General features: G+C 48.1%; 31 protein-coding genes and 1 pseudogene. 7 read left to right on the plus strand and 25 right to left on the minus strand.

The window, feature by feature from the left end; translation table 11 throughout:
- Positions 1 to 182 precede the first annotated feature (182 nt).
- The 22 genes from rpsN to IX315_RS07510 all read right to left on the minus strand — a co-directional run bounded on the left by rpsN (position 183) and on the right by IX315_RS07510 (position 13377).
- Positions 183 to 452 (minus strand): 30S ribosomal protein S14, encoded by a 270-nt coding sequence (rpsN, locus tag IX315_RS07405; RefSeq protein ID WP_134849793.1) that lies wholly within the window; start codon positions 450 to 452, stop codon positions 183 to 185.
- A gap of 16 nt (positions 453 to 468) precedes the next feature.
- Positions 469 to 1020: a 50S ribosomal protein L5 gene (gene rplE, locus IX315_RS07410; RefSeq protein ID WP_018358873.1), complete on the minus strand. Its 552-nt coding sequence runs from the start codon at positions 1018 to 1020 to the stop codon at positions 469 to 471.
- A 24-nt stretch (positions 1021 to 1044) separates the two neighbouring features.
- Entirely contained in the window at positions 1045 to 1365 is a 321-nt protein-coding gene (rplX, locus tag IX315_RS07415) for a 50S ribosomal protein L24 (protein ID WP_018358872.1), read from the minus strand.
- Between the two features lie 25 nt (positions 1366 to 1390).
- Positions 1391 to 1756 carry a 50S ribosomal protein L14 gene (gene rplN / locus IX315_RS07420; protein ID WP_018358871.1) on the minus strand — a complete coding sequence of 122 codons (366 nt, stop codon included), beginning with the start codon at positions 1754 to 1756 and terminating at the stop codon, positions 1391 to 1393.
- Positions 1757 to 1786: 30 nt separating this feature from the next.
- Positions 1787 to 2044, minus strand: a complete 258-nt coding sequence (gene rpsQ / locus IX315_RS07425) for a 30S ribosomal protein S17 (RefSeq protein ID WP_018358870.1) — start codon at positions 2042 to 2044, stop codon at positions 1787 to 1789.
- A 15-nt stretch (positions 2045 to 2059) separates the two neighbouring features.
- Positions 2060 to 2257 (minus strand): 50S ribosomal protein L29, encoded by a 198-nt coding sequence (gene rpmC / locus IX315_RS07430; protein ID WP_018358869.1) that lies wholly within the window; start codon positions 2255 to 2257, stop codon positions 2060 to 2062.
- A gap of 28 nt (positions 2258 to 2285) precedes the next feature.
- Positions 2286 to 2705, minus strand: a complete 420-nt coding sequence (gene rplP / locus IX315_RS07435; protein ID WP_018358868.1) for a 50S ribosomal protein L16 — start codon at positions 2703 to 2705, stop codon at positions 2286 to 2288.
- Between the two features lie 39 nt (positions 2706 to 2744).
- The gene (gene rpsC, locus IX315_RS07440) at positions 2745 to 3515 is read right to left on the minus strand and encodes a 30S ribosomal protein S3 (RefSeq protein WP_018358867.1); all 771 of its coding nucleotides are present in this window, start codon (positions 3513 to 3515) and stop codon (positions 2745 to 2747) included.
- 26 nt (positions 3516 to 3541) lie between these two features.
- A complete protein-coding gene (rplV, locus tag IX315_RS07445) occupies positions 3542 to 3949 on the minus strand; it encodes a 50S ribosomal protein L22 (RefSeq protein WP_018358866.1) in 408 nt (135 codons plus the stop codon).
- A 40-nt stretch (positions 3950 to 3989) separates the two neighbouring features.
- Positions 3990 to 4256: a 30S ribosomal protein S19 gene (gene rpsS / locus IX315_RS07450; RefSeq protein ID WP_018358865.1), complete on the minus strand. Its 267-nt coding sequence runs from the start codon at positions 4254 to 4256 to the stop codon at positions 3990 to 3992.
- Between the two features lie 45 nt (positions 4257 to 4301).
- Entirely contained in the window at positions 4302 to 5135 is an 834-nt protein-coding gene (gene rplB, locus IX315_RS07455; RefSeq protein WP_018358864.1) for a 50S ribosomal protein L2, read from the minus strand.
- 6 nt (positions 5136 to 5141) lie between these two features.
- Complete coding sequence (gene rplW, locus IX315_RS07460) at positions 5142 to 5438, minus strand: 50S ribosomal protein L23 (protein WP_211638205.1); 297 nt, start codon at positions 5436 to 5438, stop codon at positions 5142 to 5144.
- A gap of 27 nt (positions 5439 to 5465) precedes the next feature.
- Positions 5466 to 6098: a 50S ribosomal protein L4 gene (gene rplD, locus IX315_RS07465; protein ID WP_018358862.1), complete on the minus strand. Its 633-nt coding sequence runs from the start codon at positions 6096 to 6098 to the stop codon at positions 5466 to 5468.
- 5 nt (positions 6099 to 6103) lie between these two features.
- The gene (gene rplC, locus IX315_RS07470; RefSeq protein ID WP_026215728.1) at positions 6104 to 6721 is read right to left on the minus strand and encodes a 50S ribosomal protein L3; all 618 of its coding nucleotides are present in this window, start codon (positions 6719 to 6721) and stop codon (positions 6104 to 6106) included.
- Between the two features lie 54 nt (positions 6722 to 6775).
- Positions 6776 to 7087, minus strand: a complete 312-nt coding sequence (rpsJ, locus tag IX315_RS07475) for a 30S ribosomal protein S10 (RefSeq protein WP_018358860.1) — start codon at positions 7085 to 7087, stop codon at positions 6776 to 6778.
- Between the two features lie 28 nt (positions 7088 to 7115).
- Positions 7116 to 9239: an elongation factor G gene (gene fusA, locus IX315_RS07480; protein WP_211637034.1), complete on the minus strand. Its 2124-nt coding sequence runs from the start codon at positions 9237 to 9239 to the stop codon at positions 7116 to 7118.
- A gap of 31 nt (positions 9240 to 9270) precedes the next feature.
- Positions 9271 to 9747, minus strand: a complete 477-nt coding sequence (gene rpsG / locus IX315_RS07485) for a 30S ribosomal protein S7 (protein ID WP_018358858.1) — start codon at positions 9745 to 9747, stop codon at positions 9271 to 9273.
- A 534-nt stretch (positions 9748 to 10281) separates the two neighbouring features.
- The gene (gene rpsL, locus IX315_RS07490) at positions 10282 to 10695 is read right to left on the minus strand and encodes a 30S ribosomal protein S12 (protein WP_018358857.1); all 414 of its coding nucleotides are present in this window, start codon (positions 10693 to 10695) and stop codon (positions 10282 to 10284) included.
- Between the two features lie 272 nt (positions 10696 to 10967).
- Positions 10968 to 11867 carry a LysR substrate-binding domain-containing protein gene (locus IX315_RS07495; protein ID WP_211637053.1) on the minus strand — a complete coding sequence of 300 codons (900 nt, stop codon included), beginning with the start codon at positions 11865 to 11867 and terminating at the stop codon, positions 10968 to 10970.
- 27 nt (positions 11868 to 11894) lie between these two features.
- The gene (locus IX315_RS07500) at positions 11895 to 12389 is read right to left on the minus strand and encodes a threonine/serine exporter family protein (protein ID WP_211637065.1); all 495 of its coding nucleotides are present in this window, start codon (positions 12387 to 12389) and stop codon (positions 11895 to 11897) included.
- Between the two features lie 6 nt (positions 12390 to 12395).
- A complete protein-coding gene (locus IX315_RS07505) occupies positions 12396 to 13181 on the minus strand; it encodes a threonine/serine exporter family protein (RefSeq protein WP_244973122.1) in 786 nt (261 codons plus the stop codon).
- Position 13182: 1 nt separating this feature from the next.
- Positions 13183 to 13377, minus strand: coding sequence for a hypothetical protein (locus IX315_RS07510; RefSeq protein ID WP_211637067.1), 195 nt, complete (start codon positions 13375 to 13377; stop codon positions 13183 to 13185).
- Between the two features lie 484 nt (positions 13378 to 13861).
- Here IX315_RS07510 and IX315_RS07515 point away from each other — a divergent pair, with 484 nt between their 5' ends.
- Positions 13862 to 15163: an NCS2 family permease gene (locus IX315_RS07515; RefSeq protein ID WP_018359002.1), complete on the plus strand. Its 1302-nt coding sequence runs from the start codon at positions 13862 to 13864 to the stop codon at positions 15161 to 15163.
- A gap of 21 nt (positions 15164 to 15184) precedes the next feature.
- Complete coding sequence (locus IX315_RS07520; protein ID WP_018359003.1) at positions 15185 to 15463, plus strand: DUF1294 domain-containing protein; 279 nt, start codon at positions 15185 to 15187, stop codon at positions 15461 to 15463.
- A gap of 4 nt (positions 15464 to 15467) precedes the next feature.
- On the opposite strand, the gene IX315_RS07525 is transcribed toward IX315_RS07520, so the two are convergent.
- The 3 genes from IX315_RS07525 to tsaD are packed head-to-tail and all read right to left on the minus strand — an operon-like array spanning position 15468 to position 18489.
- Positions 15468 to 16997: a RecQ family ATP-dependent DNA helicase gene (locus IX315_RS07525; protein WP_134849131.1), complete on the minus strand. Its 1530-nt coding sequence runs from the start codon at positions 16995 to 16997 to the stop codon at positions 15468 to 15470.
- Positions 16994 to 17449, minus strand: a complete 456-nt coding sequence (locus IX315_RS07530; RefSeq protein WP_018359005.1) for a CinA family protein — start codon at positions 17447 to 17449, stop codon at positions 16994 to 16996. The genes IX315_RS07525 and IX315_RS07530 overlap by 4 nt, the downstream gene beginning before the upstream one ends.
- Entirely contained in the window at positions 17446 to 18489 is a 1044-nt protein-coding gene (gene tsaD, locus IX315_RS07535; RefSeq protein WP_244973123.1) for a tRNA (adenosine(37)-N6)-threonylcarbamoyltransferase complex transferase subunit TsaD, read from the minus strand. The genes IX315_RS07530 and tsaD overlap by 4 nt, the downstream gene beginning before the upstream one ends.
- A gap of 223 nt (positions 18490 to 18712) precedes the next feature.
- Here tsaD and IX315_RS07540 point away from each other — a divergent pair, with 223 nt between their 5' ends.
- The 5 genes and pseudogenes from IX315_RS07540 to IX315_RS07560 all read left to right on the plus strand — a co-directional run bounded on the left by IX315_RS07540 (position 18713) and on the right by IX315_RS07560 (position 22917).
- On the plus strand, positions 18713 to 19186 hold the full coding sequence (locus IX315_RS07540; protein WP_018359007.1) for an Lrp/AsnC ligand binding domain-containing protein: 474 nt from the start codon (positions 18713 to 18715) through the stop codon (positions 19184 to 19186).
- Between the two features lie 12 nt (positions 19187 to 19198).
- On the plus strand, positions 19199 to 20002 hold the full coding sequence (locus IX315_RS07545; RefSeq protein ID WP_018359008.1) for a hypothetical protein: 804 nt from the start codon (positions 19199 to 19201) through the stop codon (positions 20000 to 20002).
- A 12-nt stretch (positions 20003 to 20014) separates the two neighbouring features.
- A pseudogene (locus tag IX315_RS07550) lies at positions 20015 to 20299 on the plus strand (YceI family protein); the annotation flags it as partial.
- Positions 20300 to 20445: 146 nt separating this feature from the next.
- Positions 20446 to 21741: a bifunctional folylpolyglutamate synthase/dihydrofolate synthase gene (locus IX315_RS07555; protein ID WP_018359010.1), complete on the plus strand. Its 1296-nt coding sequence runs from the start codon at positions 20446 to 20448 to the stop codon at positions 21739 to 21741.
- A gap of 15 nt (positions 21742 to 21756) precedes the next feature.
- Positions 21757 to 22917, plus strand: coding sequence for a carcinine hydrolase/isopenicillin-N N-acyltransferase family protein (locus tag IX315_RS07560; protein WP_211639461.1), 1161 nt, complete (start codon positions 21757 to 21759; stop codon positions 22915 to 22917).
- Positions 22918 to 22924 lie beyond the last annotated feature (7 nt).

Raw genomic sequence — 22924 nt, forward strand, 5'->3', positions numbered from 1 at the left:
TAATAATAAACCGCCACAATACGCCCGTTTTGGGAGAGTTACGTTACGTTACACCTTTGGGAGTGTTACAAAACGGCTACGCCAAGCACCTATATAATTAGGCACTTGGCGTAGCCGTTACGGTAAGGAGCTATACCCATTCCGTATAGCTCCCACCTGTAACCGTCACTCTTAGCTGGGAATTACCAGCTAGCCTTCTTGACACCAGGAATAAGACCCTTAGATGCCATCTCGCGGAACTGGATCCTGGAGATACCGAAGAGCCTGATGAAGCCCTTTGGACGACCAGTGATACTGCAACGATTGTGGAGACGCACTGGGCTGGCATTCTTAGGAAGTTTCTGAAGACCTTCGTAGTCTCCCTCTGCCTTAAGCTGCTCACGCTTTGCTGCGTACTTAGCTACCAACTTGGCTCTCTTGCGCTCGCGCGCTTTCATTGATTCTTTTGCCATATCGTTATTTCCTTCCTTAGTTTTCGTTCTTCTTGAAAGGGATACCGAACTCCTTTAGGAGTGCGAAGCCCTCTTCGTCGGTCTGGGCAGTAGTCACGAAAGTGATGTTCATACCCATGATCTTGCTGACGCTATCAAGATTGATCTCTGGGAAGATGATCTGCTCGGTGATGCCAAGGGTATAATTACCACGGCCATCAAGGCGACTCTCTACACCCTTGAAGTCACGAATACGTGGTAGGGCGATACGGATTAGCCTCTCAAGGAACTCATACATCTTCTCTCTCCTGAGGGTCACCATCACACCGATAGGGTTACCCTTACGGAGCTTGAAATTGGAGATATCCTTCTTGGAGTAAGTAACTACTGGCTTCTGACCAGTAATAAGTGCGAGCTCACCCTGTGCAATCTCGATCAGCTTCTTATCAGCGGTAGCTGCACCAAGACCCTGATTGATCACAATCTTGGTAAGGGCAGGCACCTGCATTATGCTGCTGTAGCCAAACTGCTTCATCAGCAGGGGCACAATGCGCTCGCTATAGTCTTTCTTCAAATTATCTGTAGCCATCTCAAATCAGCTATTTCGCATTAATTACTTCAGTAGCTCGCCTGACTTCTTGGAGTAGCGCTCTAGCTTGCCCTCCTCATTGCGGCGACGACCTACCCTTGTAGGAGCCCCAGTCTTGGGATCTACAGGGTTGAGGTTGGAGATATGGATAGATCCCTCGGTGTGTACCATACCACCCTGTGGGTGCTGTGCGCTTGGCTTGGTACGCTTAGTGATCATATTGAGGCCTTCTACTAGTGCACGGTTCTTCTTGGTATCCACGAAGAGTACGCGACCAGTCTTGCCCTTGTCATTACCCGCATTTACAAATACGGTATCGCCCTTCTTTATATGAAACTTTGCCATAATTCGTATGTCCTTTCCTTATAAATTAGAGCACCTCAGGTGCAAGTGAGACAACCTTCATATTCACGGCACGGATCTCACGAGCTACTGGACCGAAGATACGGGTAGCACGGATATCACCTGCATTATTGAGCAACACACATGCGTTGTCATCGAAACGGATGTATGAGCCATCAGCACGACGGATCTCTTTCCTAGTCCTAACGATAAGTGCCTTAGACACTGTGCCCTTCTTTACATCGCTACCTGGGATAGCACTCTTGACGGTCACAACGATCACATCACCGATCGAAGCATACCTGCGACGAGTACCGCCTAGTACACGGATGCAGAGCACCTCCTTGGCGCCGCTGTTATCAGCTACAGACAGTCTTGACTCTTGTTGTATCATAATAGATTACTCTACAAATCTGCTAAAAAATTACTTCGCTCTCTCCACGATCTGGATAACTCTCCAGCGCTTGGTACGGCTTAGTGGGCGGGTCTCCATGATCCTAACGGTGTCACCTTCGTTACACTCGTTATTCTCATCATGAGCATGGAACTTCTTAGTCTTATTCACGAACTTACCGTAGATAGGATGCTTCTCCTTCCACTTTACAGCTACTGTGACAGACTTGTCCATCTTATTGCTGGATACGACGCCCTGTCTTACCTTCCTTAAACTTCTCTTTTCCATCTCTTAGAGCGACTCTTATTCGTTAATACCTGCCTTCTCGTTGAGGATCGTATGGAGACGAGCAACCAGCTTGCGCTGATCATTCAGGGTAGATGGCTTGTCCAGTGGGCTAACCTTGTGCTGTAGCGCCATTCTCTGATACTTCACCGTCTCAGTCTCAATTCTCTCCTTCAGCTCCTGCACCGAGAGGTCTCTTAGTTCATTATTCTTCATAATCTAAAAAATCTATCTGGTACAGAAATTAAAACTCGTAATCTCGGCGAACCACAAACTTGGTGGTCACAGGAAGCTTCTGAGCTGCTAGGCGGAGTGCCTCCTTAGCAATCTCATAACTAACGCCTTCTACCTCGAATAGCATACGACCTGGGGTCACTGGAGCTACGAAGCCCTCTGGATTACCCTTACCCTTACCCATACGTACCTCTGCTGGCTTAGCAGTGATAGGCTTATCTGGGAAGATGCGTACCCATACCTGACCCTGACGCTGCATGTATCTCGTTACTGCGATACGTGCCGCCTCGATTTGGCGACCAGTAATCCAGCAAGATTGAAGCGACTTGATGCCGAAAGAGCCAAAAGCAAGCTGATTGCCACGGTGAGCATCACCCTTCATGCGACCCTTTTGCTGCCTTCTAAACTTGGTCTTCTTTGGTTGTAACATATCTTATGTCCTTTCTTCTGTTTAAAACTTAGTGGAGGATTAGCGATCGTTGTTGCGACGGTCGTTGCGACGATCACGTCCACCGCGACCACCACGTCCACCACGATTACCACGATTACCACCATCACGGCGACCACCACGATTGTCCCTCTGCTGTGTGAAGTCAGGTGCAAGGTCACGCTTGCCATAAACCTCACCAAGGCACACCCATACCTTTACACCGATAGCACCTACCTTGGTACGAGCCTCTTCTAGTGCATAGTCGATATCAGCACGGAGTGTGTGCAATGGCGTGCGGCCCTCCTTAAACATTTCGCTACGAGCCATCTCAGCGCCATTGAGCCTACCGCTCAACTGCACCTTGATACCCTCAGCACCAGAGCGCATTGCATTACCTACAGCCTGCTTTACAGCACGACGATAGTTCATACGACCTTCGAGCTGGCGTGCGATACTCTCTGCTACGATTCGAGCGTCGATATCAGGACGACGGATTTCGAAGATATTGATCTGTACTTCCTTGTCGGTAAAGCGCTTTAGCTCGGCACGTAGCTTATCAACTTCTGAACCACCGCGACCAATGATATGACCAGGGCGAGCAGTACATACAGTGATAGTCACGAGCTTGAGTGTGCGCTCGATTACGATCTTAGAAACGCTTGCACGTGAGAGGCGAGCCTCTAGATATGTCCGAAGCTTGTGATCCTCTAGGAGGGTATCGGCAAGCTCACTTTTCTTACCGAACCAGTTGGAGTCCCAACCCCTAACGATTCCTAAGCGATTGCTTATTGGATTAGTCTTTTGTCCCATCTACAAATTATATGCTTAGAATGTGCTTAATTCTCCTCCCTGCTAGGAAGTGTATCAACAAAAATTGTCAGGTGGTTACTCCTCTTACGGATACGTGTACCACGTCCTTGTGCCCTTGGACGAAGACGCTTGAGCGTGATGCTCTCGTCAACGAAAATCTTAGACACATATAGCTCGCCTTCCTCTGCCTGACGAGCATTCTTCTGCTCCCAGTTAGAGATTGCACTCCTAAGGAGCTTCTCAACTGAGTCTGCAGCCTGCTTGCTTGAATACCTGAGTACGCCAAGTGCCTTATTCACCTCCATACCACGTACCATATCCGCTACCAAACGCATCTTACGTGGAGAGGAAGGGATATTGACAAGCCTAGCAAAGTACTGAGTACTGCGAGCCTCCTTGCGTTGCTCAGCGGCTAGCTTCTTCCTTTTACCCATATTAGTTACTTTTCTAATTTATTATTGTCCCGTGGAGGGGTTACTTTCTATTACCACCGTGACCGCGGAAAGTACGTGTTGGAGCGAACTCGCCCAACTTGTGACCTACCATGTTCTCAGTTACGAATACTGGGATAAACTTATTCCCATTGTGTACAGCTATAGTGTGACCTACGAAGTCTGGAGAGATCATAGATGCGCGGCTCCATGTCTTGATGACATTCTTCTTACCGCTCTCATTCATCTCAAGTACGCGCTTCTCAAGCTTTAGCTCGATGTAAGGTCCTTTCTTTAGTGAACGACTCATATCTTATTTCAGTCTATTAAGTTTGTTCAAATACTTATTACACCCTTACTTACGCTTCTTCTTGCGACCCTCAATGATATACTTTGAGGAGTGCTTCTTAGGTGCACGAGTCTTAAGACCCTTAGCATACAGGCCTGTACGGCTGCGTGGATGACCTCCAGATGCACGGCCTTCACCACCACCCATTGGGTGATCAACTGGGTTCATTACTACACCACGTACACGTGGACGACGACCCAACCAGCGGCTTCTACCAGCCTTACCGCTACGCTCTAGTGCGTGGTCTGAATTACCTACGCTACCGATAGTAGCCTTACAAGCTGCTAGGATACGGCGAACCTCACCGCTAGGCATCTTGATTACTACGTAAGTACCCTCACGAGAAGTAAGCTGAGCAAAAGAGCCTGCACTTCTCACAAGCTTAGCACCCTGACCAGGGCGAAGCTCAATATTGTGGATAACAGTACCCACAGGGATCTTACCAAGTGGAAGAGCGTTACCGATCTCAGGAGCAGCAGTCTCACCACTCATCACGGTAGCACCTACCTCAAGGCCATCAGGAGCTACAATATATGCCTTTTCACCATCAGCATAGTAAAGCAGTGCAATACGAGAAGATCTGTTTGGATCATACTCAATAGCCTTTACTGTAGCAGGAATACCATCTTTCCTTCTCTTAAAATCGATAATGCGGTACAATTTCTTGTGACCACCTCCGATATTACGTACCGTCATCTTACCGGTGTTGTTACGCCCACCAGTACTTTTCTTCGATACAGTTAGAGACTTCTCCGGTGTACTCTTAGTGATCTTATCAAATGCACCGATAATCTTATGTCTTTGCCCAGGCGTAGTGGGCTTTAATTTACGTATTCCCATTTTCTATCAAATGTTACTAAAGAAGTCTATCACCTGTCCTTCCTTAAGTGTTACGATTGCCTTCTTAAAAGCAGGTGTACGACCTTGGATAAGACCACCCTTAGTGAAGCGGCTCTTACGTTTGCCATCGTAGTTAGCAGTATTCACGCTTACCACGTTTACACCGTACATCTTCTCTACAGCCTCCTTGATCTGGGACTTGTTAGCGTTACGAACCACCTTGAAGCCATAGCGGTTAGACATCGCCTCAGTGATGTCATTCTGCTTTTCAGTAATAATTGGTTGTATTAAAATACCTCTCATACTCTTCTAATTATCTAAAGTGTCTCGTTACTCCTTACCCAATAGATCGGTAAGCATTGTGAGTGCGCTCTCTGTGAGCACAAGCTGCTTAGCGTTCATGATGTTGTAAGTACTTACATCCTCTGCCTGCATGATGCTGATGGTTGGGATGTTGCGAGAGCTCTTGAGGAGGGTCTCATTCAGACCACCTAGGAGCATCAAGCTCTTTACATCATTTAGCTGAAGAGCCTTAAGCACACCAGCAAATTGTTTAGTCTTTGGAGCCTCGAAGTTGAAGTCCTCAACAACTACAATTGCATTCTCCTGAGCCTTCAAGCTCAAAGCAGAAACACGTGCTAGGCGCTTTACCTTCTTATTTATCTTCTGCTCATAGTCACGTGGACGAGGTCCGAAGACAGTACCACCACCTCTTAGAAGAGGGCTCTTGATACTACCACGGCGAGCGCCACCAGTACCCTTCTGACGGAATAGCTTACGGGTACTATAGGCAACCTCTGCACGCTCTTTGGTCTTGTGAGTACCCTGCCTCTTATTAGCCAAATAGCGCTTCACGTCTAAGTAAATGACATGATCATTAGGCTCTACTCCGAATACAGAAGCATCAAGAGTAACCTTACGTCCGGTCTCCTGACCGTTGATGTTCAATACATTTAATTCCATGTGGCTTAAATATTAACTAATAAGATGGCACCTTTAGCTCCTGGCACACTACCCTTTACGACTAGGGCATTCTGCTCTGGGAGCACTTTCACAATTCGCAGGTTCTCCACAGTAACTCTACGGTTACCGTCCTGACCTGCCATCTTCATACCCTTAACAACCTTTGCTGGGGTAGAACAAGCACCAATAGAACCTGGTGCGCGTAGCCTATTCTTCTGACCGTGGGTAGTCTGACCTACACCACCGAAACCGTGACGCTTCACTACGCCTTGGAAACCCTTACCCTTAGAGGTACCGATAACGTCTACGTAAGTAACGTTATTGAAGATCTCCGCATTGATCACATCACCAAGCTTGTAATCCTTGTCAAAATCAGTGAACTCGGCCAAGTGTCTCTTTGGTGTTACTCCTGCCTTAGTGAAGTGACCCATTTCAGCCTTAGTTGTGTGCTTCTCCTTCTTATCTTCGAAGCCCAACTGGATAGCTGCATAGCCATCTACCTCACTAGTTTTTACCTGAGTAACCACACAAGGACCTACTTCGATAACAGTGCATGGGATGTTCTTCCCCTCGGCACTGAATACGGACGTCATTCCGACTTTCTTTCCTATTAATCCTGGCATTTCAGTCTCAACTTAATGGTTTACTATATATAACCCTCTCTATTAAACTACCTATCAGATATCAGTCTTGATCTCAATCTCTACACCGCTAGGAAGCTCTAGGCGAGCTAGAGCGTCTACTGTAGATGTACCTGCATTGATGATGTCGATCAAACGCTTGTAAGTAGATAGCTGGAACTGCTCACGGCTCTTCTTATTAACGAAGGTAGAGCGGTTTACAGTAAAGATACGCTTGTGTGTAGGTAGTGGAATAGGTCCACGAACTGTCACACCGGTAGGCTCTACTGCCTTCACGATCTTCTCAGCCGACTTATCAACCAAAGCGTGGTCGTAAGACTTAATCTTGATTCTAATGACTTGATTCATATCTTAAATACAATCTTTTGTTGTCTTATTACTTTAGGAGATCTACGCGACCATCTACCTCCTCTAGTACCGCCTTAGCGTTAGAAGTACTCATCTCCTCGAAGTGGCTAAATACCATTGAGCTGGTAGCTCTACCACTAGTGATCGTACGGAGCGCAGTTACATAACCAAACATCTCTGAAAGAGGTGTCTTAGCCTTCACGATACGAGCACCACTACGGTGTGTCTCCATACCCTCTACCTGACCACGACGCTTATTAAGGTCACCGATAACATCACCCATGCTCTCCTCTGGAGTCACTACCTCTACTGCCATGATAGGCTCAAGAAGTACTGGACGTGCCTTAGCGCAACCTTCCTTGAATGCCTGGATAGCGCAGACCTCGAATGAAAGCTGGTCAGAGTCCACTGGGTGGAACGAACCATCGAGAAGAGTAACCTTCAAGCCGTCCATTGGATAGCCAGCCAAAACTCCATTCTTAAGTGCACGCTCAAAACCCTTCTGAACACTTGGGATGTACTCACGTGGAATATTACCTCCCTTAACCTCATCGATAAACTGTAGGTCACCCTCAAACTCCTTGTCCTTAGGCTCAAGGCGAACGATGATGTCAGCGAACTTACCACGACCACCAGTCTGACGCTTGTAAACCTCACGAAGCTCTACTGCCTCAGTGATAGCCTCCTTATAGCTAACCTGTGGACGACCCTGGTTACACTCAACCTTAAACTCTCGTTTTAGACGGTCGATAATAATCTCAAGGTGAAGCTCACCCATACCGCTGATAACGGTCTGACCAGTCTCCTCATTAGTCTTCACAGTAAAGGTTGGATCCTCCTCAGCTAGCTTGGAAAGACCGATACTAAGCTTATCCATATCTTTCTGAGTCTTTGGCTCTACTGCGATACCGATCACAGGATCTGGGAAGTCCATACTCTCGAGAGTAATTGGAGCTGCCTCATCACATAGAGTATCACCAGTACGGATATCCTTGAACCCTACTCCTGCGCCAATATCACCTACATTGATACGCTCCATAGGATTTTGCTTGTTAGAGTGCATCTGGAAGAGGCGGCTGATACGCTCCTTCTTCTCGCTACGGCTGTTGTATACGTAGCTACCTGCATCAAGGTGACCAGAATACACACGGAAGAAGCATAGACGACCTACATAAGGGTCGGTAGCAATCTTAAATGCGAGTGCACAAAGGTGCTCATCCTCATCCACATTACGCGTAAGCACAGTCTCAGGGTCTCTAGGATCAACACCCTCTACTGTAGGATTATCAATAGGACTAGGGAGGAAAGCACATACATCATCGAGTAGTGGCTGTACGCCCTTATTCTTGAATGAAGTACCACAAATCACAGGGTTCATCTCCATATTGATTGTACCCTTGCGGATAGCAGCACGCACCTCATCCTCAGTGATTGTACTAGGATCATCGAAGTACTTTTCCATGAGGTGCTCATCGATCTCAGCAAGACTCTCGAGCAACTTATCGCGCCACTCCTCAGCATCAGCCTTAACATCAGCAGGAATCTCCTCTACATTGTAGCGAGCGCCCATCTCCTCATCATGCCAGAGAAGCGCCTTCATAGTGATAAGGTCTACCACACCTTTGAAAGTCTCCTCAGCACCGATTGGTACCTGAATTGGCACTGCATTAGCACCAAGCATCTCCCTAAGTTGGCGTACTACCTCATAGAAGTTAGCACCGCTACGGTCCATCTTATTGACGTATGCGATTCTTGGCACCTTGTACTTATCTGCCTGACGCCATACAGTCTCACTCTGTGGTTGTACACCACTAACTGCACAGAACGCAGCTACAGTACCATCGAGGACGCGAAGCGAACGCTCCACCTCCACAGTAAAGTCCACGTGACCAGGAGTGTCGATTAGGTTAATCTTATACTTATCACCCTTATACTCCCAGAAAGTAGTAGTCGCAGCACTCGTGATAGTAATACCACGCTCCTGCTCCTGCTCCATCCAGTCCATGGTAGCTGCACCATCATGCACCTCACCAATCTTGTGGGTAAGACCAGTATAGAATAGAATACGCTCAGAGGTAGTGGTCTTACCGGCATCGATGTGCGCCATGATACCGATATTACGTGTCCTCTCCAAATGTGTTGTGTTAGCCATCTTTCCTTTATCCTTTCTCTCTTAACCTAACTTAGAATCTGAAGTGTGCAAAGGCACGGTTAGCCTCTGCCATACGGTGCATATCTTCCTTACGCTTGAATGCACCACCCTGTTGGTTGTAAGCATCCATAATCTCAGCCGATAGCTTATCAGCCATTGTCTTACCGCCACGCTTACGTGCGAAGAGAATCATATTCTTCATAGAGATAGACTCCTTACGCTCTGCGCGGATCTCGGTAGGCACCTGGAAGTTTGCACCACCGATACGGCGAGTCTTCACCTCCACTTGTGGGGTGATGTTCTCGAGGGCAGCCTTCCAGATCTCTAGTGGGCTCTTCTCCTCGTTCGCCAGCTTATTCTTTACGATTTCCAGTGCCTTGTAGAAGATCTCAAAAGAGAGGTTCTTCTTACCATCATACATCATGTGGTTTACGAACTTCGTAACTGCCACATCATTATACACTGGATCAGGCAATACTTGCCTCTTCCTTGGCTTTGCTTTTCTCATATTGTACTACAAAAAAAGTATCTTGTCTTGCATCGCTCCAGCCCTTCCCTACGCAGCCATTCCTCTGCGCGTCTCTTAAAATAAGACCGTCTCGACACCAAGACCAAATCAAAACTGTTTGTGATTAACTCCCAGAGCACACACTCCTAGAGCCTTACAAATAGACAACCCACAGTACAGAACCCCTACCCCGAAGGCAGGTCACATGTGAGCCCTCTCACTTACACTTATCTTCTCCTTCACCTAGCTAGTCTACCGACCCACTCCGCCACGCCATACTAGCGTGCTACACATATATAAAATGTACTAGCATTGGCGACACCCTGCACACATGCAGCGCGAGTTCCAGATACTATAGTGGCACCTTGCTACACTTAGGTAGCCTTGGCTTGAAACAGGAGCGCATTACGAAGCACACTCCGCCACCATTTCATTAAGTCTAAAATTAAATCCACCTCATTCAGACCGAGCACCTCCGTGCATCATTCGGTCAACGCCCCTTCCCCGAGGCAAGCCTCCTTCTAGATTGGCTTCTTACTTTTTCTTACCCTTAGCTGGAGCGGCTGGCGCTGCACCTGGCTTAGGACGCTTTACTCCGTACTTACTACGGCGCTGAGTACGACCATTTACACCTGCTGTATCGAGCGTACCACGCACAATGTGATAACGCACACCTGGGAGGTCCTTCACACGACCACCACGTACCAGCACGATTGAGTGCTCTTGGAGATTGTGACCCTCACCTGGGATATAGGAGTTAACCTCCTTACCATTAGTGAGACGCACACGAGCCACCTTACGCATAGCCGAATTAGGCTTCTTAGGCGTAGTAGTATACACACGCACACACACACCACGGCGCTGTGGGCAGCTATCCAAAGCAGGGCTCTTGCCCTTCTCCTCAATTGTCATACGACCCTTGCGGACCAGTTGTTGAATCGTTGGCATCTTATCCTATCTTATTAAACAAATCTCTCACTTCCACGGCGATAACCCTCCGAGAGGATATAATACACCATTTCGGTGGGCAAAGGTACGATAAATTTCCATAACCTCCAAGAAAACAGTCGTTTTATTTCCGAAAAGCAGCTATACCCTCAACCTTTTGTGCAAGGCACATAAAGGGAATATTCCAAAACGAATAACGGAGAAATAGAGTCCCTACATATCAATAGCTCCATCTCCTCTCAATTTATAAAGGTGACTAGCCTACCTCCACACTATATCCATGAGTTCTGGCGCTTTCTTACAGCATGTGACTCGCCCAGTAGGCGCACAAATTCCTTCATAGACTCTTTGTGGTAGGCATCCTTGAGGATATGGACACATCCGACCATTTCATTGTCAGGCACATCGAGAGTAACCGCTTTCACGTCACGTTCGTTATATATTGAGTCTTCAGCAAGTACCGTTACGAGACTCGTCTGGCGAATAAGTTTCAGCAGTATATTCACCTCGTTCAACTCAATGCAGATATTAAGACCATTATAGTCTGTTACAAGGCTATCAAAAGCATTCCTTGCCTGTAGCCCCTTCGACGGGAGCGCCAGTCCATAACTCTTAAGCTCCTCAAGCGTTATCTTCTCCTTACAAGCCAGCGGATGATTGGTATTGACCACCGCCGATAGCCCATTCTGAAATAGTATATGCGACTCGACATCGGCAATTGGATGGGTGGGCTTAAAGGCAAGCACGAAATCTAGATTACGCTTGGCGAGCATATCCATAAGCTCGCTCATAGGTTTATAGATAATATTGAGCTTAATTTGTGGATACATCTTCATAAATGAGACCACCGTCTCTGTCAGTATCGGACTGAAAGAATAGGTAACACCTATATCCAATGTCCCGGTGAGCAACTTCTGCAAGTCATGTATCCGGTCTACACAATTTTCGGCATCGTGAATCGTACGCAAGGCTAAGGGCAACATCACCTCCCCTGCTTCGGTCAGGCGAATGGAATGACTACTACGCAGGAAAAGCTGCACATTCAGCTCTTCCTCCAGTTGTTTTATCTGCTGCGAAAGCGAGCTTTGGGCAATGTTTAGTGCCCTTGCCGCATCCGAGAAGTTCAACATCTCAGCAGCCTTAGCGAAATATCTTAACTGTCTTAATTCCATACTTGTGCAAACTTATTAATAATACGCTTATCTCGTAGCGGTAAACGATAGTTTTTTGAATAGAAATACCGGTATTGTGGCTCCTACAACCATTCCTAGTATAATGAATGAGCAGGTCAGCCCGTTGTATGCCAGCAGATAAAAATAATGCCCGAAGGCTTCCTCCTGAGTATGGTATAGACAGGAGAGTAAGGCTTCGATGGTTCGGTAGGCATACATCCCTGGTATCATAGGCAACAGTGCAGGGAAGAAACAGACTTCGGCAGGGCATTTGATACGCGATGCGAATAGCACTGCAAGCACGCCAATGGCGAATGAAGCCACTGCGCTGGCTGGGATTATATGCATCGCTCCAAACTCTGACGAAGTAAGCACATAGCGTATCGCATGACCAGCGGCAGCAATAAGAGCACAAGTCGGGTAGGCGCGTCGTGGCGTATTGCTAATACTAGAAAAACCGATAGCTGCTATCGCTGCAAACAATCCATCCTCAAAAATATTTATCAGTATATCGTTCCACATAACTCTCTAAAACCAATTTAGCCCCAGTATAAACATCCCCGCACAAAGCCCCACCGATAAACAAGCGGTAAGAACTAAGGCATCTAGGAAACGACTGAACCCGCACAGATAATGCCGGTAGAGCATATCGCTGACGGCGTTGATATACGGCACCCCTGGGATAAGGTACAGCACGCTCGTGCTGAGTGCGATCTCGGGAGTGGTGCCGATATCAAAAACATGCCCTCCTGCGCTTAGGGCTGCAGAAAAAAACGATGCACACAGAAAGGTGAGACGCACATCACGCTTGTCCTCCAGCATAATCTGCTTCAGCCTGTAGCCGGCAAGGGTAGAGATAAACACTATCAGCATAGCCACTGCATCACCCCCGAATAGTCGGCAAAACGAAGCATTCGCGAGGCTTGTGAGTAATAACACTTCCCATTTTCCAGTCGACTTTGTCTCTCGGATTTTATCTAAGCGCTCAACCGACTCTACGAAATCAAGATGATTATCAGCGACTTCCCAACTCAGGCGACTGAGTTGGGCATTAAGGTTGAAACTTATCCCACAATTGGCAGTCCTACGGAGTGCGACACCGCTTACTGATGGATCCGTGCCCCGCACCGACACATAGACATGGTTCGGCATTATAGAGATATCGAAGCCCACACCGAATGCGTCTGCAATTCTACGGGTATTCTTTTCGATGCGTATGCAAGTAGCTCCGCACCCCAATAGCAGCGAAGCATAATCGGCAAGAAATGTAGCAATTTTACAGGCAAGGGCATTGCTTGGAAGATTACTCATCATACTACTCATCGAAGTCGTCATAGTTATTATCCCCTGGGATATAGAACATCTCCCTCTCCTTGCCGAACTCAAACAGACGTCTTGGCTTACTGCTGTTGTGGCGACACTCGGTATAATACCATTCGACAGCTCTGAATACAAAGGCGAACAATAGCACACCCGCTATCGTACACCATACAATAATTGGATGACTCATAATCTTTTGCTTTTTAATTTACGTTGCAAAAGTATAACCGTCCCGAAGAGTACCGAAACGTTTAGTGAGAGATTTTCCTATTATTGATATAGGCAAAACGAATAGTTAGTAGTCTATACACTCGCTCTATACTGAGCGAAGAAAGTCTCTCCCGGGAGGGACTTGAGTTTTTCGCCATATAAACTCGAGTCTCTCCCGGGAGAGACTTTCTTTGCTCAGGCAAGTAACCTACACTACGACCAATAGAGACTGTTGCACGAAAGCAAACTACAGCGCTGCTTTCGGCATTCAGGCTTGGTCACGTACGCTAGTACGCTCCTGTCGCTCTCTGCTTCATCGCCTTGTTCCCGATAATAACTTATAGGAACACATACGGTACAAATCGGCTACACTTGGAGATACTATCAAGAATAGGTACATTTGCCGTTTAATAATCACACTAAATAATACGACGCTTTAATTAGCAGACATTAGGCAACCGAGTATGAACAAAGTATTCAAAGCATTAGGGTTCGACCCTACGAGACACAACGTGAGGACTGAGTTGATTGCAGGACTCACCACCTTCCTCACCATGAGCTATATACTAGCGGTGAACCCTGACATCCTTAGTTCGACTGGGATGGACAAAGGCTCAGTATTTACTGCGACAGCACTGGCATCGGCCATCGGTACCATACTGATAGCTTTTCTTGCTAAGCTCCCTTTTGCTCAAGCACCGAGTATGGGTATCAACGCCTTCTTTGCCTTTACACTCGTCCAAGGAATGGGCTATAGCTGGCAAGCGGCTTTGGCAGCGGTATTTGTGGAGGGTATTGTATTTATCCTACTCACGGTTCTCAATATCCGCCAACAGATTGTGCGCTGTATCCCCGTGAATCTAAGGTTTGCGATATCTTCGGGCATCGGTATGTTCATTGCCTTTATAGGGCTGAAGAATGCCGGAATCATCGTTGCCAATCCTGCTACATTCGTTACGCTCGGTGCGTTTACCCCTACAGCGATTCTCGCTTGTATTGGCATTATCCTGAGTGCTGTGCTGATGGCAAGGAAAGTCAAAGGAGCTTTATTTTACGGCATTTTGGTCACCACCATCATCGGCATCCCTATGGGGGTTACGCAGTTCACCGAGGGCTTCTCGCCTGTCTCATTACCCAAGTCCCTCGATGCAACATTCCTACAGTTTGACTTCAAGGCACTACTCAATATGGACATGGCTCTGACCATCTTTGCGCTCGTATTTATGGATATCTTCAATACCATCGGCACGCTAATCGGAGCGGCAGCAGGCACTGAAATGATGGACGAGAAAGGCAATGTGAAGAATGTAAAGGAGGCTATGATGGCCGATGCTGTGGCGACCTCCGTAGGTGCAGTATTGGGCACTTCCACTGTGACCACCTTCGTAGAGAGTGCATCGGGAATTGCAGAAGGAGGGCGTACGGGTATGACAGCTCTTGTAACGTCTGGCTTCTTTTTGCTCGCACTATTCTTTGCCCCACTATTCCTGCTAGTCCCCTCGGCAGCTACCACAGGTGCACTCGTAATGGTAGGCGTACTGATGATGGATGCGGTGAAGAATATTGAGCTAAGAGATATTAGCGAAGCGCTCCCCGCCTTTGTTACGATGATTACCATGATCCTGACCTACAATATTGCCGAGGGTATGGCTCTTGGTCTGATCAGCTATGCCCTGGTTAAGCTTATCAGTGGTCAGTGGAAAGACCTCAATATCACACTTATTATAGTAGTGGCACTACTGATGCTGCGCTATATCCTACAGTAATCATATACAGATAGCATAGGTATGATATTTACCGTCATAATAGCCTATCTACTCATTATCAACGCCGTATCCTTTGTGGTATACGGCGTTGATAAGTATAAAGCGAGACACCAGAAGTGGCGCATACCAGAAGCGACTCTTCTGACCCTCGCTGCTATAGGTGGTGCTGCGGGTGCGCTATTGGGAATGGTCGTATTTAGGCACAAGACGAAGCACTTGCGCTTTGTGCTACTCGTGCCACTATTTGTGTTGGTCTGGGCTGCCTTGGTTTATATGACCACTGGAGTGGTGGTGGTATAGCACCTTACTTTCGGGGCAGGGGGCGATAGTGCTTGAGTTGTAGGCTCTTCCTACCATAGAGAATATCTGTACCTAGCGGTGTGATATGGAGATTGGCTCTATCGCTATAGTCTATGCTCATGACCCCTAGCATTATCATCTGATAGATATATTCACGCCAAGCCAAAGCACTCAGGTCTCTACCTACGCCGTAGGTGGGAATAAGATGGTAACCATTGGAGAGGAGAAGCCTTTGTTGCGAACCACGGAGGATATCTATAAGCATCTCCACACCTATTTGCTGATGCGTGCGTGCCACAGCGCTCATCGCTTTCTGGGCAAGCTCAGTGCCATCGAATTGGTTGCCCTTAGGCATTAGGCATACATCACACTTACCACAGTCTTCGTCGACCTCAGCACCAAAGTACCCGAGTAGTACGCGGCGCCGACACACATTCCCCTCGCAGTACCGCTTCATGTACTCCATCTTGGAGCGCGATAGGTGCTGCATAGGGGTATTCTGTATGAGTTTCTGGAGCACGAAGATATCTGAATAGGAGTAGAAGAGCAAGGCATCGGAGCGCTCGCCATCACGACCAGCTCTTCCTATCTCCTGATAGTAGCTCTCAATATTCTTGGGCATATTATAATGTATGACCCAGCGGACATCGGGCTTATCAATACCCATACCGAAGGCAACGGTTGCCACCACGATATCCACCTGACCTGCGAGGAAGAGGCGATGTACCATATCCCGCTCTTGATTGCCCATAGAAGCATGATAGCAGAGGGCTTTTAGTCCTTTGCTATTGAGATATTTCATAAGCATCTCGGTATCGTCGCGCTTGGTACAATAGATGATTCCCGAAGCACCTACCTCTCGGCTCTCTATAAAGGAGATAATCTCTCGAAGCTTCTCTTGCTTCTTTAGCCCGCGGCGCACCTCGAGATAGATATTGGGGCGATCGAAGCTACCAATGGTAACAATAGGATTATGCAGGTGGAGCTGTCGGATAATATCTTGCTGGGTAGCGGGGTCGGCAGTAGCGGTTAGAGCAATAATAGGTCGATCGGGGAATTGGTCTTTGAGTACACCTAGCTGGGCATACTCGGGGCGGAAGTCATGCCCCCACTGACTGATACAGTGTGCCTCATCAATAGCGATGAGCGATACTTTCATTTGCTTGATGAGCTGCATCCCTGCAGCACTCATCAGGGTCTCCGGACTTAGATAGAGGAGCTTGACCTCGCCTCTTCTCACGGCATGCTCTACGCTATTGCGGTATTCGGGAGTGACACTACTATTGATGGTAGCTGCGGTAATCCCTCGCTTCTGAAGCGCTAAGATTTGGTCGCGCATAAGGGCGATAAGTGGAGAGATGACTATGGCACACCCCTCCATGAGCAGGGCAGGCAACTGGTAGCAGAGCGACTTCCCGCCTCCGGTGGGTAAGACGACGAGCTGGTCGTGCTCTGTAATCACATTGCCCACGACCGTCTCTTGGTGCTCCCTAAACCCATCGAAGCCAAAGTATCGCTTCAGAGCACCCGTCATCGTTCCATCTCCTCTTGCAGTAGTCTCAGTGCCTCAGCAGCCACAAAATCGATATTACCTTCTCGTCCTTTATCCTCCGACTCAACCAGGAAGGCAGATATTCCTCGAGGGGTTTTCACAGCTACCCATACGTAGCAAGGGGGAAAGCCCTCACACTCCGATGGACCACAGACCCCGGTAGTGGCTACAGCGTAATCGGCATTGAGCAAAAGGGCAGCATGCCGAGCCATACCTCGTGCACACTTCTCGGATACTGTACCAGCGGAGAGAGACTCGGAGGTCAATCCAAGAACCTCTTTCTTAGCCAATCGACTATAAGCCACTACACCCCCGACATACCATTCGGAAGCTCCTGCCTGGCGTGTGAGGAGACTAGCAATCCTTCCGCCCGTACAGCTCTCTGCCGTTGCCAGCGTAGCACCTTGGGCTATCAATATCTGTGCTATACTCATATTACTACACGAGAATAAGGGGGATCGACTAGCGAACTACGCTCCCCCGCAGCGAAGCGAAAGGCGCCTGCCATAGCTACCATGGCAGCATTGTCTGTGGTATAAGCGAATGGAGGGATATACGCCTTGCTCCCAGTCCGCTTACCATACGCTATGAAGGCATCCCGAAGGGCAGAATTGGCTGAGACCCCTCCAGCGACTGCGACCTCCTTAATCCCAAGATCCTTTGCAGCCTTTTCTAGTTTGTGCATCAGGATATCCACAATCGTCTTCTGGAGCGAAGCACAGAGGTCTTCCTTATTTTTCTCCACGAACTCCGGATCCTTGGCTAGCTCATCTCTCAGGGTGTAGAGGAAGGAGGTCTTGAGACCACTGAAGCTATAATCGTACCCCTCTATACGCGGTTTGGCGAACTTGAAAGCATTGGGATTGCCTAGGTTACCTAGTCTATTCACCAAAGGACCACCAGGATAACCTAGTCCCATTACCTTGGCGCATTTATCGAATGCCTCCCCAGCGGCATCATCAATGGTCTTGCCGATAATCTCCATATCATAAGGACTCTTCACCAATATTATCTGCGAATTGCCACCCGATACTAAGAGACAAAGGAAGGGGAACGAAGGCACCTCACGATCGGTATCCCCTTCCTGTACAAAGTGCGCTAGCACGTGCGCTTGTAGGTGATTGACATCCACCATCGGTATACCCAAGCCCTCCGAAAGCCCCTTGGCAAAGGAAGTCCCTACCAAAAGGCTCCCCAGCAAGCCCGGACCACGAGTATAGGCAATCGCATCTATATCTGACAGCTCAATACCTGCACGCTTCACTGCGCTACTCACCACCGGTACGATATTCTTGAGGTGGGCACGGCTCGCCAGCTCAGGCACCACGCCCCCATACTCCTCGTGTACCTTTTGGCTCGCAATCACATTGCTCAAGAGGCGGTTACCCCTCAAGATTGCTGCGCTTGTATCATCACACGAAGACTCTATACCCAGCACCACCAAGCTGGAATCAATCATATTTAATTCACTCATACTAATTTACCTCCTTATAGTATCTGCAAAGATACAAAATATCAAGTGGACTACCTCTCATACACTCTAGCACAGACAAGGTTATCCCTAACAAATGTACACAAAAATAATACACCCAAGAACTATCAATAAGGTGTCTTAATTCCCTATTATAAGGTGTCACATTAAACTACTAATTTCTTTTTTGGTATCTTTGTCCGTGATTTAGGAAAAATTGCTTTATATGAAGAAGTTAGATAAGATTGACATTAAGATTCTCAACATGCTGATTGAGGATGCCCGCAAACCTTATATGGAGATTGCAGAGGCGTGTAAACTATCCAGAGCAGCTATTCACCAACGCATCCAGCGCCTTATCGCAAGCGATATCATTGGTGGTTCCTGCACGAACATCAACTTTAAGACCCTAGGATTCTCTACCTTTACCTACATAGGTATCGGGCTAGAGCGTGGGTCTTTGTACGACTCAGTGGTAACAGAGCTTGAGAAGATCCCTGAAGTGGTAGAGTGCAACTATACCACAGGGCACTACAACATGCTGATTAAGCTCTATGCAAAGAATAATGATCACCTCATGCATATCCTCAATGGCAAGATACAGGGGATAAATGGCGTAGTATCGACAGAGACCTTAATCTCTCTCAAGCAGAGCATTAACAGGCCGTTTCTACTACAAGAAAGTATGCTTGAGGACTAAGAGACTGTAACAATGGAGCAAGAAATGAACTATAATATTCGGAATACTTCTAGTCGGGATGGCGAGCTTCGCTTCGACCCCGAAACACATACCTATACCCATATTGGGAGGATTGAGCCACTAACCTCAGTGACCGCCTTTATCAGTTCTTTCTTTGACCCTTACGATCCCTACTTTTGGATTAATAAGGATGAGACCCTCTCGCCACTCCAGCGTGAGCAAAAGCGAAGAGAGCAAGACACCAAGGGTTATATTGCTCGCAATCTAGGCACCTTCCTACACACTCAAATAGAAAGGACCTTCCTAGGAGAGCCTACCGAGACGCACCTCTACCTAGAGGCAGCCGAGGGACTAGCTATGGCAAGAAACTTCGATATCTGTACCGAGATGCGTTACTTCGAGGATTTCGTGCGTGACCATCGCCTAGAGCCTTATCGTACAGAATGGATGATCTACGATGATGCACACTGGATTGCAGGCACCCTAGACCTCTTGGTAAAGCTACCCGACGGCACATTTGCTATATACGATTGGAAGCGCAGCCGTCGTATGGGGCGCGAACAGGGCGACCAGTTCCTCCCCAATCGCAGTAACTTCCGACAGAAAGGGCATGGTGTACTAGCGCATCTCGACGATACTCCGTTTATCCATGCCGTACTTCAGCAGAACTTGTATCGAGCCATACTGAAGCGCAACTACGGCATAGAGGTGAGCAAGATGTATCTTGTCATCCTTAGCCCCTCCTTCTCTCGTTACCACGAAGTAGAGGTGCCCCTATTCGACAATGAGATCAAGATGATGCTTGACCTCTACTAATTAGACGGAGCAAAATACCCAGTCTCTACCTTCGAGATCGTATCTGCCGAGCGTATCGCCGACAGTGAACACAATAAGATTACCGGCAACCACACCATGAAGGAGACCACCAATAGCATCAGTTTCGAGGCTCAGGTAACTGAGGGTGCTGGCACCTTTACCGCAGTGAGCGACACCATCCGCTTGGATCGCATACAGTGGGGTGTCAACTACGGATCGAAGAATATCTTCAAGGACCTCAAAGACAACGTTATCGACGACCAAATGTCTATGATTGTAACCATCGTAGCTCGCTAAGCCGTCGTAAGGACTAAGACACCTATTATAAATGGGGCGCAATCACACACGAGTGGTTACGCCCCATCTGCATTGGTGCCTCACGGTAGAAGAATTGCGTATTATAATAATTGCTATATTTGAGGACTAGAATAAAATACAATTCAATGACATACCAAGAGACAACAGAATATTTATTCTCTCAACTACCACAGTTTGAGAAAGAGGGAGCATCGGGATACAAACCAGGGCTAGAGCGGGTAGAAGCACTTCTTGCTCTATGTGGTTCGCCACAGAAACAGCTGACCACGCTACACATAGCAGGCTCCAATGGCAAAGGCTCCACTAGTACAATGCTTGCTGCCACACTCGCTGAGAGCGGACTCAAAGTAGGGTTATTCACCTCGCCCCACTTAGTAGACTTCCGTGAGCGCATACGCATCAATGGCGAGATGGTGAGCGAAGCCTATGTCGTCCGGTTTGTAAAGGAGATAAGGGCAAAGATGCCCAAGGACCTCGCCCCTTCCTTCTTCGAGCTGACTACAGCGCTCGCTTTTGCCTACTTCGTAGAGGAGCAGGTGGATATAGCAGTAATAGAAGTGGGCATGGGGGGCAGGCTCGATAGCACCAATGTGATTACCCCCCTCGTGAGCGTGATTACCAATGTGAGCAACGACCATGCACAATTTCTTGGTGGCACACTTACAGCTATCGCTGGTGAGAAAGCTGGCATCATCAAACCCAATAGCCCCACCGTACTCAGCCGAAGTAGCGTAGCCGAAGTTACCGAAGTAGTAAAAGCTCGTGCCGCAGAGATGGGCTCCCCTCTCACGATGGCAGATAAAGCGGAAGAAATCCTCATGTACACGCAAGTGCCTGATGGGTACAAAGTGGTGACCCATCACTTCGGCACCCTACACCTTCCGCTCATGGGCAGCTACCAGATAGAGAACTTTGGAGGCGTACTCCAAACCCTATTAATACTGAAAGACAAGGGGTACAACATTACACACGATGCGCTACAGAAAGGACTAGAGAAACTCCCGCACTACGGACTCCGTGGGAGGCTAGAGGTACTCCAGTCTGGAACTCCTACGGTAGTTATCGACACCGGACACAACCCCGATGCATGGGCATACCTCTCTACCACGCTTGAGGATTGGCAAAGCCATGGCGGACTGGTAATGATGATTGGCATGGCAGGCGATAAGGACGTTCGCCATGTCGTGACGTGCTTTCCCCATGATGCTTACTATATATTCTGCCAAGCCAACAACCAAAGAGCACTCCCAGCTACAGAGCTCCAAGCCCTAGCTCACGAAGTCGGTATCCGCCGTAGCGAAGTGGTCAGCGATGTGCTCGAGGCTTACCAGGTGGCGCTCACCCGAGCTAAAGAGCTAGGAGCAGCCAAACTATTTGTAGGTGGCAGCAATTACGTTATCGGCGAACTACTAACCAAATAATCAAAGACCATAATCATGAAAAAGGCAAAACTACTGTTCTTTGCACTACTCCTACTGATGGGTGCAAACGCCATTGCGTGTACTACAGCTGTAATATCAGGGCGGGCAACCAATAATGGTCGCCCTATGATTTGGAAACTCCGAGATACCGAGGAGTACGACAATCATATGCGCCGTTTCGAGAGCCCACTAGGATACTACGTGGGACTCGTCAATGACTCTGATACCCTTGGGCTATCCGTATGGGGTGGACACAATAGCCACGGCTTTGCGATAATGAATAGCGCCTCTTTCAATGTCAATGTAGGCTACAAAGGCGAACTAGAAAACCAAGAGGGGGTGATTATGAAAAAGGCTCTTGCTGAGTGCCGCACACTCTCCGACTTCGAGCAGATACTCAATACCCTACCACGACCTATGGGACTTGCAGCACACTTTGGCGTCATCGACGCTGAAGGTGGAGCCGCATTCTACGAGGTGAACAACGAGTCTTGGACGAAGTTCGACGCCAACGAAGCAGCGGAAGGGTATGTACTCCGCACCAACTACTCACTCACTGGCACACCCGACAAGGGTTACGGCTATGTGCGTTTCCGCACAGCAAGCCACCTATTTAGTCAGGTACAGCCAGGGGACTTCTCGGTTCAGCTAATCGGTAGCGACTTCAGCCGCTCCATGTACAATAGTCAGCTAGAGACCGACTTCAGAGCACAGGCTGAGCAAGAGGAGGTTCGCTACATTGACTCCGACGATCTTATCTGCCGCTTCGGCACCAGCTCAATGATACTAGTCGAAGGGGTCCAGAAGGGGGAAGACCCATTCCTCACGACCTCTTGGGTACAGGTGGGGAACCCTTTCCTCTCTCCTCTTGTACCAATATGGACAGATACTGAAGTCCCTATGGCTCTACAGACACCCAATGACAACGCCACAATTGCCACCAATGCCAAGGCGCTCAAACTACAGCTCTATCCCCTCCGCACTGTAGAGCAAGAGCGCTACCTATACATGCCATTAGTCGTCCGAAACGATGGCAAAGGCTTAGTTCAACAGTTCCAAAAGCTTGAAGCAGAGTATATCTCACGCATCCAAGAGACACAAAGCAAAGCGCTACAGTCCGAACTGATTGAGAAAGGTCTAAACCTCCAGCAAAGCTACCTACAGACCAGTAAATAAAAACTAA

Origin of the sequence: Porphyromonas levii, from assembly GCF_018206105.1 — a bacterium.
GTDB lineage: Bacteria > Bacteroidota > Bacteroidia > Bacteroidales > Porphyromonadaceae > Porphyromonas_A > Porphyromonas_A levii.